Genomic DNA, 15,120 nt, shown 5'->3' on the forward strand with positions numbered 1-15,120 from the left:
ACAATGATAAATAAAGGATCTGAATGGAATATTTGGGATTTACATGTACATACGCCAGCATCGATTTTCCATAGATATGGAAATGATAGTGATGTGTGGGAAAAATATATAACCGATTTAGAAAACTTGCCTAGCGAGTTTAAGGTTGTAGGGATAAATGATTATTTCTTTATTGATGGATATGAAAGATTATTACGCGAACAGAACGAAAATGGGCGTTTAAATAATTTGTTGTTAATACCTGTTTTAGAATTCAGAATTGAAAAGTTTGCTGGAGTTGATTTTAAAAATCTTAAACGAATAAATTTTCACGTTATATTTTCCCCTGAAGTTTCAATTGAAACAATTAAAAGTCAGTTTCTTAATACTTTAGAACAATCCTATGTTTTAGAATCTGACGGAGCCGCATGGACTAGGGCAATAACGAGAAGTAGTGTAGAAGAATTAGGACGAAAGATAAAAGAAAGTGTTCCTGCAGATCAACTGCACAATTACGGTTCCGATTTGATTGAAGGATTTAATAATCTGAATTTATAGGAAAGTCAGATTTTTGATTCTTTAAATAAAGATTGTTTTACCGATAAATATCTCATTGCTATAGGTAAAACCGAATGGGATAAATTGCAATGGACAGATGCATCGATTGCTCAAAAGAAATCTATAATTAATAGCGCAAATATAGTTTTTACGGCAGCAGAGTCAATTGAGAATTATAATAAGGCGAAAGAAAAACTTAATTCACAAAATGTCAATGATTTTTTATTTGATTGCAGTGATGCCCATTCTTTTTCTACGGAAACATCTGAAAAAGATAGAGTTGGAAATTGTTTAAATTGGTTAAAGTCCGATATATCTTTTCATGGGTTGAAACAAGTTTTAATAGAGAAAGAAAGTAGATTGTTTGTAGGAGATAAACCTAATATTAATTTAAGAGTTAACACTAACAGGACTAAATATATTGAATCGATTACAATAAATCAAGTGACGGGATATGATGAAAGTTCTCATGGTGTCTGGTTTAGAGATATTGAAATACCTCTAAATCCTGAATTAGTTGCTATTATCGGTAATAAAGGAAATGGCAAAAGCGCTTTAGCTGATATAATAGGACTTTGTGGAGATTACAATGGAAGACATGATGATTTTTCTTTCTTGAATAAAAAAAAGTTTGGCGAGAATAGTGGCCGTATTTCCCAGAATTTTGAAGCAAAACTAAAATGGTTAAGCGGTGCTGAAAGTGTAAAAAATCTAAATCACAAAACTGATAGTCTACATACAGAAAAAGTAAAGTATTTACCACAAGGCTATTTTGAAAGTATTACTAATGAATCTGTAGAAGATTTTAATAAGGAAATCGAGAATGTTGTATTTACTCACTTGGAAGAAGATGAGAAGTTAGGAAAGACAAACTTCAAGGAACTAATTGATTATAAAAATAGTGTAAGCAAAGAAGAAATTATTCTGTTGAAAGGTAAATTACATTCTATTAATGAATCAATACTAAATAAAGAAATTAAGTTAAATCCTTTACACCAAAATAGTATTGAAGAACATATTAAGCAAAGGCAAGATGAGTTAGATGCTTTAATTGAGCCAATTGCTGTTACAAACCCTAATGATGATCCTGACCATGCAGAACAGAATAAAAATATTAATGATGAGGTCGAAGAGTTAACTAATAAAATAAATCAGCAAGAAGACAAAATAAAAGCAACTGAAGAGCTAAAAGGGACTCTTCTCATTGAGTTAAACGAGTTAAAATCAGTAAAACAACGAATTGTTAATAAAATTAAAGAAGTTGTTGATTTTAAAAATAGTTTAGCTTCAGAAATATCAAAATATGAAAATCTCGACATTGATCAATTAATTACAGTTACTTCAAATCTAGAAACTCTAGAAACACTGTTGTCTGAAAAAAACATGCAATACGAAGTTTACAAATTATCATTAGATGAATCTATTTCGACGGATCCTACATACAAATCTGAAAAAGCTATTCTAAAAGAATACATAGAAAGAAAAGAAGAAATACAAAAATCTTTAGGTGAAGCTGACAAGATTTACCAGCATTATCTGTTAGAAAAAAAGAATTGGGAAGATCTTAAAAATAAAATAATTGGTACTCCAACCACTCATGGTACGCTCGAGTTCTATAAAAAAGAACTAAACTATTTAAATACAAACCTCACAAGTGATATTGAAACCGATAAAATTGAAAGATTAAGATTGACTAAAGAGATCTTTGACTTAAAAACTTCTGTATTATCAACTTACCAAAACGTAAAACAACGTATTGACAATATTATTTGTGAAAACAATGAATTACTATCTGAATATCCGATAGAAATAGAAGCGTCTTTTACCCTTACTTCAAGTTTTCAGAAACGGTTTTTAGATTTTATATCTTTTAATAAAGCTGGAACTTTTTACGGAAAAGAAAATGCAGAATTACAATTCAGAAAACTAATTGAGAATGCGGATATTAGCATTTTTGATGGTGTTAGTAAGCTATTGGAAAATTTAGTAAATCCATTTTTTACTGATTTAAGAGAGCCAGAGAAAAAGACATATATTGAAAATCAAGTAAATGATGTGGTGGATTTGTATGATTATTTATTTTCCCTTGATTTCGTTGACTATAATTATGAATTACGACAGGGAAATAAAAATTTAGATCAGCTATCTCCCGGGGAAAAAGGAGCTTTGTTATTAATATTTTATCTGCTACTTGATAATAATGATATTCCATTAATCATTGATCAGCCGGAAGATAATCTCGATAATCACAGCGTTGCAAATATTTTAGTTCCATTTATTAAGAAAGCTAAATCAAAAAGACAAATAATACTAGTTACGCATAATCCAAATTTAGCAGTTGTCGCAGATGCAGAACAAGTAATTTACACTGAACTTGATAAAGAAAATAATTATAAATTTTCATTTAAAGCAGGTGCAATCGAAAATCCCAAAATTAACGAGTGTATTGTAAAAGTTTTAGAAGGAGCAATGCCTGCATTTAATAAAAGAAAATTAAAATATTACGAGAATATTTAATCAAAGAAATATATAAGATCCAATTATAAAAATCCATTTATCCATGTTATGAAAAAGGAAGGGTATGTACATCTCATCAGGATACTGACTAAGGAAAACCTTAGTGATTTTCTATTGTCGTGTTATCCCGACTGGAGTGACAGAGGCGACATCAAAGCATAGCTAAAAAGGGAATCAGTGAGTTGCAAGCGTCCGGTTATCCGCCTAATATACCGGATGAAGTGTACAATAATATGCTGGAGCAGGGAGAGAATTTTAAGAGTAACAGAAATTAACCATTAACATAAAACACAAATGACTGAAACCTTTACACCCGAAATCATTGTAAAAAGCACCCCTTATTTCAATTATACTTTTAGTTTGAATAAGTATAATTTTCTGTCTTCAGTTACGGTCGTAAATTTAAACGAAGAACTGGAAAATCTTAAAGTGGAAATAACTTCAAGCCAAGGAATATTCGAAAAGTACAGTACTTTCATAGATAAGGTTTCCGGCGGCTCTTTTACCCTTACTCATTTTGATTTTCACTATCAGTTGCAGCTGCTTAAAAACCTGTCAGAAAAAGATATTGACAGCATCAGGATTACCGTCATTTCAAATGATACGGAAGTGGCTGCAACGCAATTTAATTTAGACGTTTTGCCCATAGACTATTTCGGCGGTTTACAGTTTCTTCCACAACTACTGAGTTCATATGTTACTCCTAATAATTCCAAGATCTATGAAATAAAATCTGATGCCATAAAAATTCTGGAGCAAAATGGGTTTACGTTGGCATTTGAGGGTTATCAGGCTCAAAATAAAGATAGGGTAATTCAACTGGTTTCTGCATTATACAAGGCTATTCAGAACAAAGAGTTGATTTATAGTGCGATGCCGCCGAGTTTTGAAAATCATGGTCAACGAATCCGACTTGTAGATCAGGTTATTGAAACTAAATTTGGAAACTGTATTGACATTACCCTTCTGTTCGCAGCATGTCTTGAAGCAAGCGATCTAAACCCCATCGTCATTATTACAAAAGGGCACGCTTTTGTAGGAGTCTGGCTTGAAGATAAGCGTTTCGAGTCGATGATCAATTTTGATCAGGCAGCGATCGCCAAGAGAATTGCGCAAGGAATCAGGGAGATTATAATAATTGAAACTACCACTCTCTGTAAAGGAAGCAACATACCGTTCAGCAAAGCGATCGCAGAAGCTGAAGTGCAATTACTGAACGAGGCGGATTTTGTTCTTTCCCTCGATATTAAAAATACAAGATCTAATGGCGTGGTGCCTTTATCAATATCACCGATTAATTCGGGATTAAAGAATAATATTCCATCTGTGGGCGGTATGGCCGACATTGTTTTAGATGACGAATACGATCTTGGTGAAACCTACGACAATCTTGAACTTACCGATTTCACCAATCTTACCAAACAGAAAATATGGGAGAGGAAACTGCTGGATTTATCATTGCGGAATAATCTGCTCAATTTACGTTTTACCAAGAGCATGCTTCAGATTGTTGATCTAAAAATTAACCTGCTTGAGGATACTTTCGCCGAAGGCAAGGCATACACCATACAGCCGGATAATAATCAGCCGGTTACGCGAAAATATAACAACTATCTGCCACCTATACACAGTTCCTCTGATTTATTTAAACTTGCAAACGATGAGTTCAAATATAATCGCCTGCTTACGACCTACCATAATGATGATTTAGACGCTATTTTAACGAACCTTTTCCGTACCTCCAAACTTGCCGAAGAAGAAAACGGAAAAAGTACTTTATATCTGGGTCTCGGTCTACTGAAGTGGTTTGAACCCAGAAATAGAAACGTCCCGCGTTTTGCGCCCATCTTGCTTATTCCTGTGGAACTGTTCAGAAAATCAGTCACTTCGAAATATACTTTGAGAAGCCGCGAAGAAGAAACCATGATTAACATCACGTTAATCGAGTATTTGAAGCAGGAATACAATCTGAATCTGCATGCGTTGCAAACGCTGCCAATGGACGATTTAGGTGTAGATGTCCCTAGGGTTCTAGCTATGATCCGCAGCGCAGTGCTTAATTTGGAAGGTTGGGACGTATTGGAGCAGATTGTTTTAGGTACTTTTTCATTTAATAAACTCATCTTATGGCAGGATATTTCCAAATATGCTGAGGAAATTCAAAAAAGCCCTATCGTAAAAAGTCTGATTGACGGTAAGTTATCCAATACTTTGGAAAGTGTAGAGGCGGACTATCTTGAGTTGGAAAATCTGGCTTCGGCGGCATTAACTTTGCCCATTCCAGCGGACAATTCCCAGTTAAATGCGGTACTGAATGCCAATCAGAACAAAACATTCATTCTTCATGGTCCGCCGGGAACGGGAAAATCACAGACCATTACCAATATTATTGCAGACGCACTAGCCAACAATAAAAAAGTATTGTTTGTGGCAGCAAAAAAAGCGGCATTAGATGTCGTACACAAGCGATTGGAAAATATTGGACTGGCACCTTTCTGCTTAGAATTGCACTCTAATAAATCTAAGAAGTCAGATGTATTAAAACAGTTCGAAGAGGTCCTAGCGGTACCTAAGTATCAGCTGAACAAAAATTTTTTACAGGAAGCGACACGGCTAGACGAACGTAAAAATGAAATAAACAAATACGTCACTCAGTTACATCATAAAAATTCAATAGGTTGGAGCTTATATGATTCCATTTCGTTTTTGGAAAGTAATACAGTTTCCTACTTTGACGGAGAAAAAGTACATATTGATTTTAAAAATCTAACAATTTCAAAATGGAATACCTGGAACGATTGGATTGTGCCCTTCAGTTCTATTGGTGTGAAAACCGGTGCGCCCTCTACTCATCCGTTACGTCTAGTGAAAATAGACAGCCATCAGTTCGACCATCAGAATAATCTTTCGAAAGCGATTGAGAACTACCGCTCGACTTATGAGAAAGCCCAGGATTTATTTAATAAGTATCAAATTGACAGTAATCAGTACAAGGCCTTTTCATCGGTTTTTAGCTTTATTAAAGAAAACCAAATTCATCCAGCGCTTTTTGAGTTCTATTTCGACAAAGAAAAACAGCAGGATCTGAACCAATGGGTTGAATTTAATGCTAAAATGCAAAGTCTGGAATCTGCCATTACAGTAAAATTCAGCGAGAATATTCTGGGAATGGATGTCGCTCCCTTACGAATAACCTGGAACCAATACAGACATGCGTGGTTTTTGCCAAAATGGATCAATCAGCGAAAAGTAAAGAAGCAGTTGCAGGGTTATGCCAATTCAAAAATAGAATCCGAAGAAATTATTGATCAACTATTTAGCCGGCTGGAAGAGTATCAGACTGTAAAGGGTAAGCTTTCTGAAAATAAGTTTAATGTTTACAGCAGTTTGCGCGCACATTATTTCCTGAATGATAATCTGGACACTAAACATCTCCAAACGTCTCTGCGCCACGTGGAACAACTGGATATAAGTCTTAAACAGTCTTTGGTTGAAAGCCCGGAGGAATGGATGAAAGGGAACTTTATAAATCTGAATATAACACAGGAAATTGAGCAGATCACAGCGGACGCAAACCTGCTGGAAAATACGGAAGAGCATCTTAAAAATTATCTGTCAGAAATTCCGAATCTGGAGAAGCTTTCGGACATAAAAGTCAATCTTCATCAGTTGGAAAACTGGATTAATTACAATATTTACAGCACGAAAGCACAGGAAATAGATCTTAAATGGTTTGTTGATTTGTTAGAGGAAGGAAAAGTAAATCCTAATAATATCCAGTTTGATTTTAATAAAATACTGCACTTCAATCATTTCATCCAAACTACTTACAACTCTGAAGTTTTAACAGGTTTTGATATCAATATTTACGAATCGTTAATTCAGCAGTATAAAAAGCTCCACAAAGAGTTCGTAGATATTTCCAAAAATAAGTTAATTGTAAAATTAAGTTCAAATATTCCAAATTTCAGTCAGGATGCTGCTCAAAGCTCGGAAATTGGATTTTTACAGAAAGCAATTAGGAGCAGAGGTAGAGGTGTTTCTATCAGGAGGCTTTTTGATCAGATTCCAGCTTTAATTCCACGACTAAAACCGTGCATGCTCATGAGTCCGATTTCAGTCGCGCAATATTTTGACGTGGACAGCGAGCATTTTGATCTGGTCATCTTTGATGAAGCGTCTCAATTGCCAACATCAGAAGCAATAAGTGCTTTAGCAAGAGCAAAGCAGGCGATAATTGTCGGAGATCCAAAACAGATGCCCCCAACCAGTTTCTTTTCTTCTTCGAAGGTGGATGAAGATAATTTAGAAATGGAGGACTTGGAAAGTATTTTAGAGGATTGTCTGGCTTTATCGATCCCGTCTAATTATTTGCTAAGACATTATCGCAGCAAGCACGAGAGTTTAATATCCTTCAGTAATAAAAACTTTTATGACAGTAAGTTGTTAACGTTCCCTTCTCCTGATGATTTAAATCAGAAGGTGACGTTTGAATTTGTAGAAGGATTTTATGACAAGGGGAAAACAAGAACAAACAAGAATGAAGCTTTTGCAATTATTAATTATATTAAAAAACACTTGTCCTTAGGTATCAGAAAGTCGCTAGGTGTTGTAACTTTTAGTCAGACCCAACAGACTTTAATTGAAGATTTATTGCAGAAATTGTTTCAGGAGAATCCGCAGTTGGAAGAGTTCGCGATGAATACAGAAGAGCCCATTTTTATTAAAAATCTTGAAAATGTGCAGGGCGATGAACGGGATTTCATTCTGTTTTCAATTGGATATGGTCCTGACGAGGAAAATAAAATATCGATGAACTTTGGTCCATTGAATCGGGACGGAGGATGGAGAAGATTAAATGTGGCGGTTACAAGAGCGCGGTATGAAATGAAAGTGTTTTCTTCGCTGAAGAGTGACCAGATAGACCTGAACCGGACAAAATCTGAAGGGGTGAAAGGTCTAAAAGACTTTCTACATTTTGCAGAAAAAGGCAACTTTTCCCTGCGTTTGCCTGCGGAAAATACAGATAAAATTTCTCTCACTGAATCTATTGCAAAACATCTGGAAAGCAAAGGTCTGAAAGTGAGCAGAAATATCGGTACCTCAGATTATAAAGTAGATTTGGGGATTGTACATCCCGAGAATGAAAATGAGTATGTGCTGGGGATATTGGTCGATAGTGAAAACTACTATAATATACATACCACAAACGACCGGGAACTATTGGCACCCAATGTATTAGCAGGCCTAGATTGGAATTTATATCGAATTTGGACGTTGGATTGGCTGAAAAATAAAGATAAGATCATTGCGCAGGTAGAGGAAAAAGTGGAGCATTATAAAAATTTGCCTAAAGAGGAAAAAACAGTTGAACCAGTTTTACCAACGGACGCACTTAGATCGCAAAATCCTTTACTCGAAATCGAAAGCATCGGTTTCAATAAAGCTATGATTCCTTACGAAAGTGCGGTTATAGAATTTGCAGCATCCGCGAATTCAGAGAGCATATACTTTTTGGAGAACCGAACTTTACTTATTGATCAATTCACCAAAATAATTTCAGTCGAAGCTCCGATCAGCAAAAATTACTTATTCAGAAAAGTTCTTAAATTATGGAATACTGCAAGAGCTGGTACTAAACTCAATGGGTATCTCACACAAATAGTTGAGAGCATACCGGCAGTTTCGAAAAATGAAACACACCAGGTTTTCTATTGGAATGAAATGGTCAACCCGGAAAATCTTCATCAGTACCGAGATAACTCTGTTGAAAAAAGATCAATAGAAGACATTTCTCAGGAAGAAATCATGTTGGTGGTCATGGAAATTCTGGAAATGAATTTAAGTTTAGGTAAGGAGGACCTGGTAAGAATTACGTCAAAAACATTGGGTTTTATGAAGGTTGGAAATCAAATTGCCCAAATTATAAGTGCTGCGATTAATATATTACTTGAGACGGGGAATGTAAATATAAAAGATGGCCGTGTAAATGTAGTTTAATTTTAAACTATAATTTTGGGTTGAATTACCCAAACAAACCCAGGGAAATCTTTCTTTTATCGGACTTGCATATTTTGAATTGAGTATTAAAATCAAAAAATTAGAAATCCCGAGAGCGTTCTCGGGATTTCTATTTATATAATATTTTATTTATCTTGAATCAATTTCTCCATCAATTTAATCTGCTCATCCTTTGATTTTATTAATTGAGCATTCAAACGCTTAATCTCTTCAAGAGCCTCAATCCACTTTTCTATTGGATTAACATTGAAAGTAGGATAGTAATTATATCCGTTCGACTGGTCATTAAACGTATTCGATATAATATTCACCGCCTGTTCCTCATCAAAATTCTGAAAAGCTTCTACGGGGATTTTCAGTACTTCAGAAATCTTTTTCAACAGAGGATCTTCAATGACATCCTTTTGCTCCAGCAGCGAGATTTTCTTTTGATTCCAGTCCTCACCGAGGTCAAAGGCTAATGCCTCCTGCTTGATGCCCAGCATTTCTCTGAAGCGTTTCACGTTGCGTCCCTGATGTATTTTCTGTTCCATGCGTATTGTTTTTCTGAGCCCTAAAGATACGGCGATCCGTTGAAAAGTAAAGTTAAAAAAATTGAGGTAAAAATCCTAATGCCGTGGATATATTATCCCTTTTCAGAATAGTATAGCTCTTCATCATTCTTCAACTTCGTACCAAATTAAAGATTAAAGTGATGAAAAGAAAAAAATAGATTTTGAAGCCAGATTTTGGGCTTCGTATTCAGGGACTTGCTCATTGAGAGTATTTGATGACTTGTTTACAAGCGGTACATTAAGTGAAACCAAAGACCGGTTATTTGAACTCATGCATTTTACAATGAGGCCACAAGTCTTTTTACAGCGTGATCCTTCACTGGTTCTGCATTTTTATGTTTCCCTCAAATCATTTTTACGTGCGGCTTATGTGCTGACGTCAGGATCGAAAAAATGGAAATTGAGTGAACCTCCTCAATATGTTTCTCACGTCATGCAGGGTTCGTTATTCGACGACGAGTACACTGATCCGTTTTTGGTATTTACGAGAGCCTTTAGGGATTTTTCTCTCCAGGAATTCGAGGATTTTCTTACGGAGGTTACTTATTTTTCTCTGGGTCCGTATAGCGATCATCCACAGGGGAATGTTATTTCTCCGTTTTTACATCTTCAGAAAATGCTTGATGCGGCCCAACTCATCCGCGAACGGGGTATTGAAAAGATAAAATATCCATAATCAGGAATATAATATCCCTCTTCAAACTTGAATAGCTCCTGTACCTTAAAGAAATTTGTGTCCTAACCTTTAAAAATACAAAATGATGGAAACGAAACAGAAAATCAGCATTCCTTTACCGCATGAGGTCATCAGAAATCAGATCTCTCAAGCCCTTCATGAATTTTCAGTGCTTCAGCTGCATGTGTTAAAGCCTGAAAACACTTCATCAATAGAAGTACTGATCCTGATGAAAGACCCTAAAGAGGCAGAAACCCTGCGCGCCAGAAAATGGATAGCCAAAGCTGCAGCTGCTCAGGTCAGTATCCATATTGCTTATCACCATAAAGCAGAATTTCAGTTGAAATGCGGCAATCCTTTCTATCAGTATTACGCTGATCCCTCAGCAATGGTCTGGATGAATGAGGAAGTTGGTGTACCGCTGAAAACGCACCCCACAAAGAAAGCGTTTAAGAAAAAGCTGAATGTTTTTAAGGAGAAGTTTTACCATGACCATGACCTCCTGATGACAGAAGCCAATAAATTTCACGCCGGCCAGAGGTATGCAGCGGCCTTTCAGAATTACCTGACCTTATTTGAGCATCATGTGGAATACCTGGAAAACTTATACATGGGCTGTAATTTCTTTGACAGAAACCTTCACACAAGACTTACACAGCTGATCCGCTATATTCCGGAAATTCAGAAAGTTTTTGTGATGAAAAATGAACATACTTTTTACCTGATCAGCAAAATGGAGGAATCAGTAAGTGAAGCGGAAGGCGGTGGCGAATCTGATATTTATTCAGAGCTTTCTAGTGCGGTAAAATCAGCAGAAGCACAGCTGTATAAGATGGTTGCTGATAAATTCTCGCAATTCACCCATGTGATTCGCTTCAAAAAAAGTCACCACAAATAATGAACTGTTATGCGAAAGATACCGAAGTTAAAGATCATCATTTTGAGAATGTATTAAAAACCATTATCACAAAACTTGCACCGGAAGAAATTTACTTATTTCAAACAAAAGAAATATGTTCTCCAAACCCTGAAGAAAAGCAATGCATCTATTATCTGCTGGTCATTGGTGACGGAATTGGAAACAGTGCCATTGAGGATATTCAGCACTCAGTATCGGACACGTCGAATGGCAGGACAAATGTTGTGATATTGGGTCACAGCAGAATATACCTTCAGAATCATCTGAGTAAACATCAACAGCTGATGAAGCGGATCATCACCGATGAAAATAAAGTGTATCAGTCCAATGATTTCCACCCAGCCATTCATTGGCAGGATTCTGTATGGGCCAGTGATTGGGAATTTAACATGCAGTATCGTACCGTGAAAGACTTTGTAGAACAGTACTTTAATCTTCGGGATCACCTGCAGCATGATAATCATTGCGGACTTGTACAGTTGTTTTCAAACAGCATCATGCGCCTGTTACGCATTTACATTAATGCTGCGTTTCCCTATTATATGCCACACTACTTAAACGCATACAGTATATGGAAACTTTGTGTTTACGCAGATCCGTCTCTGGAAAAAACTGAATTTTTATTTGAAAAACTTTCCACTGATTTTTATAAATTAATAGATCACTATATTAAATATTCAGACAGCAGGGGAAGGTCATCAGCGGAAGAATTAATTATTATGGATGAAATCCTGAACGTTCTGACCAAAAAATTAGATCATCTGATTAAAGAGAAAAATCTTATTCTTCAAGCCGACTAAAAATACAGACAGGAATCCCCCAGTGCAGGATTGGGGATTTTGTCCAAAATCACTAAAATTATTCATAATATACCTTTACGGGTTTAAATCTTTACTATTTAACCTATTTATACCCAATGAGGAGTTTTATAAACACTTTTTCAAATGGAATTGATTAAGAAGCGGTTGATCATTTTTTATCAATCTGTATAGTTATTTTATTGCCTTGCAACTGAGTTACAGCAGCATCTCGCATTTATCGGCGCAGTTTAAAAAAATAACGGGTTTAACGCCTTCTTTCTATAAAAAACTGGGACAAAAAAGGAAAGCAAATCTTGAAGATATTTAGAGGAAAAAACTTTTAATCATGTTCCCGAAATTCATTAAAGTGTGAAATTTATAAATTTATATTTTTTATATGCAAAAATTATTAAAAATGTTGTAATAAATAATTATTAGTGAAATAAAATAAATAAACGTTGGTGTTATTTGCAATTTATTGAATTACATTTGCCGGACTGAACTAAATAAGGATTCAGTTTAATTTCAATCACATGAAAAAACTTTTATTATTGGCAGCCTCTGCCGCAATAATGGTGACGGGCAACATCAGTGCTCAAGCACCTGTTCTGGGAACATCTTCAAATTTTGCACTCTTTTCCTCTAATGGTGCGGTAACGAACACCGGAATGTCGATCATCACCGGCAATGTAGGAACCAACAACGGATCTGCTACCAATTTCGGAAATGTTAATGGCGTAATGCACGATGCAGACGGCACCACCGCTATTGCTGCTGCTGATCTTATTATTGCGTACAATCAACTGAATGCTGCAGTTCCGAATTATTTTCCTGCAGCTTTATTAGGAAACGGTCAGACTTTAACCGCTGGAACCTATTCCATCGGTCAGACCGCTTCTTTAAACAACACGCTGACTTTGGATGGCGGCGGAAATTCTAACTCGGTATTTATTTTCCAGATCGGCGGCGCTTTTTCTTCCAGCGCAAACGCACAGGTTTTGCTGACGAACGGCGCTACGGCCTGTAATGTCTTCTGGAAAATTGAAGGTCTTGTAGATTTAGCCACCAACACTGCGATGAAAGGAACGATCGTTGCCAATAACGCAGCAATTATTTTGAGTACAGGAGTAACCCTGGAAGGTAGAGCTCTTTCTACTACGGGTGCAGTAACGGTTGATGGCATCACCATGGCTAAACCTTTAGGATGCGGCACGCCGGTTCTTACGGGACCATTGCAGCCCACTTTAAATTCAGTTGCCTGTTATACCGTATTTTCAGGAAACGGAGCGGTGACCAATACCGGAGTGTCATTTATCACCGGTGATGTAGGTACCAATGTGGGCCTTACCACAGGTTTTCAGGCTGAGAATGTTACAGGTACCATTCATGCTAACCCCGATGTTTCTACTGCCATTTGTGCAGCAGATCTAAACAATGTCTACACTTATTTAAACACGCTTCCGACCGATATCGAACTGCTTTATCCAGCAGCTTTCGGAAATGATCTCGTACTTACGCCCCATACCTATATTATGAATGCTGCTACCGTTTTGAACGGTACTGTATATCTTAATGCGCAGGGGAATGCAGATGCTGTTTTTGTGATCAAAATTAACGGAGCATTATCTACGAGTACTTATGCAAAAGTAGTTTTGCAGAATGGTGCGCAGGCTAAAAACGTTTTCTGGAAAGTGGACGGAGCTATCAATCTGAATGATTATGCCGATTTTAAAGGAACGGTTATCGGAAACAACGGTGCAGTAATCATCAACACCGGCGTTAAAATCGAAGGCAGAGTGCTTAGCACAAGTGGTGGAATCAGTACGTTTGGTATTGAAGCTGTAATGACTCCCGGTTGTCTCGCTCTAAGTACCGCTTCTGCAGATTTCGGAAAGCAGGGTGCGAAGTTTTATCCTAACCCGTTTTCTTCTGTATTGAATGTTTCCATTGATGAAGTAAAAGGCGGTGCGAATCTTGTGATCTACAATGCTGCGGGTTCTAAAGTAGCGGAAAAAACACTGTCCAACAAGACTACATCAATCCCGATGACACTTCCGGCCGGCGTATATTTTTACCAACTGAAAGGTAAAAACGGAGCTCAGCAAAGTGGAAAATTGATTGCAAAACCTTAATAAAAATGTTATTTCACGAACTCTGCCATTAGGCAGAGTTTTTTTTTACATTTTTTTAGTTTTTCTTAGTAGTGAATCGCAGCAATTTTGTTATTCTTTTAAAAGTCTTTGACTTTTTTGTGATCATATATTCCAATTTTCACCTTAAACTAGTTCTTAAGACATAACTATCTTTAAGGCTGTTGTTTTACAACTCTATATGTAATCTTTATTCCAATGCATTTTCGGATGAAAATCGTTATTAGAAATTTTCTGATCGCTATTCATGATCTTTTTTAAAAGTGCTGAGATTGATAGATGTTTTCTTGAATCCATAATCCGGTAGTGTAAATAATAGTGAACTTTAAATTTCGCTGACACCTCTTTTCTTTAGTTTTATGAGCATTTTTTAGTTGCACTGCATCGTAGTAGATCGCCCTGCTACCGCACGATTGTATCGTGTGGTCATAAAGTAATAAAAAAGCCAGCTTTTACGGGTTGGACTTTGCCGCTATACCAAAAGGCGAATAAACGAATAACACCTCTACCTTAATCTTCCAAAACAGGTGCCTGCCGGACAACTTCACTCCCCGCTACCGCACGATTGTATCGTGTGGTCATAAACCAGATCTCGCGGATTTGCAATCCGTGCCCTAGCATCGGAATATCATGTCGAACCATTCGATAGGTCTTTCTACACAGATCGAAAATCTTCAGTATTCTCCACATCAGTTCCGAATCCCACAACTCAGGAACTCAAAAACTCCAAAACTCAACAACTAAAATCTCCTGCTGCGCGAAGTGTCCTCACTTCGTGCCTTTGTTGGCCAAGTGTATCACTCTGCCCTCTCCCACTCGGACACTAAAATCGATAAGAATGATCAGACTCCTTTTGCCCCCTTTTGATTGCCTTTCCCCATCAAAATCTTTTGTCACTTTTGTGGTTAAATCACTTCATTGTCCACTGGGTAAAGAGTCTTCGTTT

General features: G+C 36.6%; 9 protein-coding genes. 8 read left to right on the forward strand and 1 reads right to left on the reverse strand.

All coding sequences use genetic code 11. From position 1 onward, the window contains the following. The first annotated feature begins 3 nt into the window (after positions 1-3). The 3 genes from KTV93_RS02645 to KTV93_RS02655 all read left to right on the forward strand — a co-directional run bounded on the left by KTV93_RS02645 (position 4) and on the right by KTV93_RS02655 (position 9,054). Positions 4-537: a hypothetical protein gene (locus KTV93_RS02645; protein WP_218249786.1), complete on the forward strand. Its 534-nt coding sequence runs from the start codon at positions 4-6 to the stop codon at positions 535-537. 54 nt (positions 538-591) lie between these two features. After that, positions 592-3,054, forward strand: coding sequence for a TrlF family AAA-like ATPase (locus KTV93_RS02650; RefSeq protein ID WP_341849653.1), 2,463 nt, complete (start codon positions 592-594; stop codon positions 3,052-3,054). Positions 3,055-3,348: 294 nt separating this feature from the next. Beyond that, positions 3,349-9,054: a DUF3320 domain-containing protein gene (locus KTV93_RS02655; protein WP_218249788.1), complete on the forward strand. Its 5,706-nt coding sequence runs from the start codon at positions 3,349-3,351 to the stop codon at positions 9,052-9,054. A gap of 146 nt (positions 9,055-9,200) precedes the next feature. On the opposite strand, the gene KTV93_RS02660 is transcribed toward KTV93_RS02655, so the two are convergent. Further along, the gene (locus tag KTV93_RS02660) at positions 9,201-9,608 is read right to left on the reverse strand and encodes a helix-turn-helix domain-containing protein (RefSeq protein ID WP_218249789.1); all 408 of its coding nucleotides are present in this window, start codon (positions 9,606-9,608) and stop codon (positions 9,201-9,203) included. 304 nt (positions 9,609-9,912) lie between these two features. Here KTV93_RS02660 and KTV93_RS02665 point away from each other — a divergent pair, with 304 nt between their 5' ends. The 5 genes from KTV93_RS02665 (at position 9,913) to KTV93_RS02685 (ending at position 14,156) form a co-directional block, all read left to right on the forward strand. Continuing rightward, positions 9,913-10,305 (forward strand): hypothetical protein, encoded by a 393-nt coding sequence (locus tag KTV93_RS02665; protein WP_218249790.1) that lies wholly within the window; start codon positions 9,913-9,915, stop codon positions 10,303-10,305. 82 nt (positions 10,306-10,387) lie between these two features. After that, positions 10,388-11,203 carry a hypothetical protein gene (locus KTV93_RS02670; RefSeq protein WP_218249791.1) on the forward strand — a complete coding sequence of 272 codons (816 nt, stop codon included), beginning with the start codon at positions 10,388-10,390 and terminating at the stop codon, positions 11,201-11,203. Further along, positions 11,203-12,024, forward strand: coding sequence for a hypothetical protein (locus KTV93_RS02675; protein WP_218249792.1), 822 nt, complete (start codon positions 11,203-11,205; stop codon positions 12,022-12,024). The genes KTV93_RS02670 and KTV93_RS02675 overlap by 1 nt, the downstream gene beginning before the upstream one ends. A 205-nt stretch (positions 12,025-12,229) precedes the next feature. Continuing rightward, the gene (locus KTV93_RS02680) at positions 12,230-12,352 is read left to right on the forward strand and encodes a hypothetical protein (protein ID WP_317206439.1); all 123 of its coding nucleotides are present in this window, start codon (positions 12,230-12,232) and stop codon (positions 12,350-12,352) included. A 205-nt stretch (positions 12,353-12,557) separates the two neighbouring features. Then, positions 12,558-14,156: an ice-binding family protein gene (locus KTV93_RS02685; RefSeq protein WP_218249793.1), complete on the forward strand. Its 1,599-nt coding sequence runs from the start codon at positions 12,558-12,560 to the stop codon at positions 14,154-14,156. Positions 14,157-15,120 lie beyond the last annotated feature (964 nt).

It is taken from the genome of Kaistella faecalis, from assembly GCF_019195395.1.
Classification (GTDB): Bacteria; Bacteroidota; Bacteroidia; order Flavobacteriales; family Weeksellaceae; genus Kaistella; species Kaistella faecalis.

Coding starts and splice junctions, on each gene's coding strand:
- KTV93_RS02645 (WP_218249786.1), top strand. CDS start 4: ATGATAAATAAAGGATCTGAATGGAATATTTGGGATTTACATGTACAT.
- KTV93_RS02655 (WP_218249788.1), top strand. CDS start 3,349: ATGACTGAAACCTTTACACCCGAAATCATTGTAAAAAGCACCCCTTAT.
- KTV93_RS02660 (WP_218249789.1), bottom strand. CDS start 9,608: ATGGAACAGAAAATACATCAGGGACGCAACGTGAAACGCTTCAGAGAA.
- KTV93_RS02665 (WP_218249790.1), top strand. CDS start 9,913: ATGAGGCCACAAGTCTTTTTACAGCGTGATCCTTCACTGGTTCTGCAT.
- KTV93_RS02670 (WP_218249791.1), top strand. CDS start 10,388: ATGATGGAAACGAAACAGAAAATCAGCATTCCTTTACCGCATGAGGTC.
- KTV93_RS02675 (WP_218249792.1), top strand. CDS start 11,203: ATGAACTGTTATGCGAAAGATACCGAAGTTAAAGATCATCATTTTGAG.
- KTV93_RS02685 (WP_218249793.1), top strand. CDS start 12,558: ATGAAAAAACTTTTATTATTGGCAGCCTCTGCCGCAATAATGGTGACG.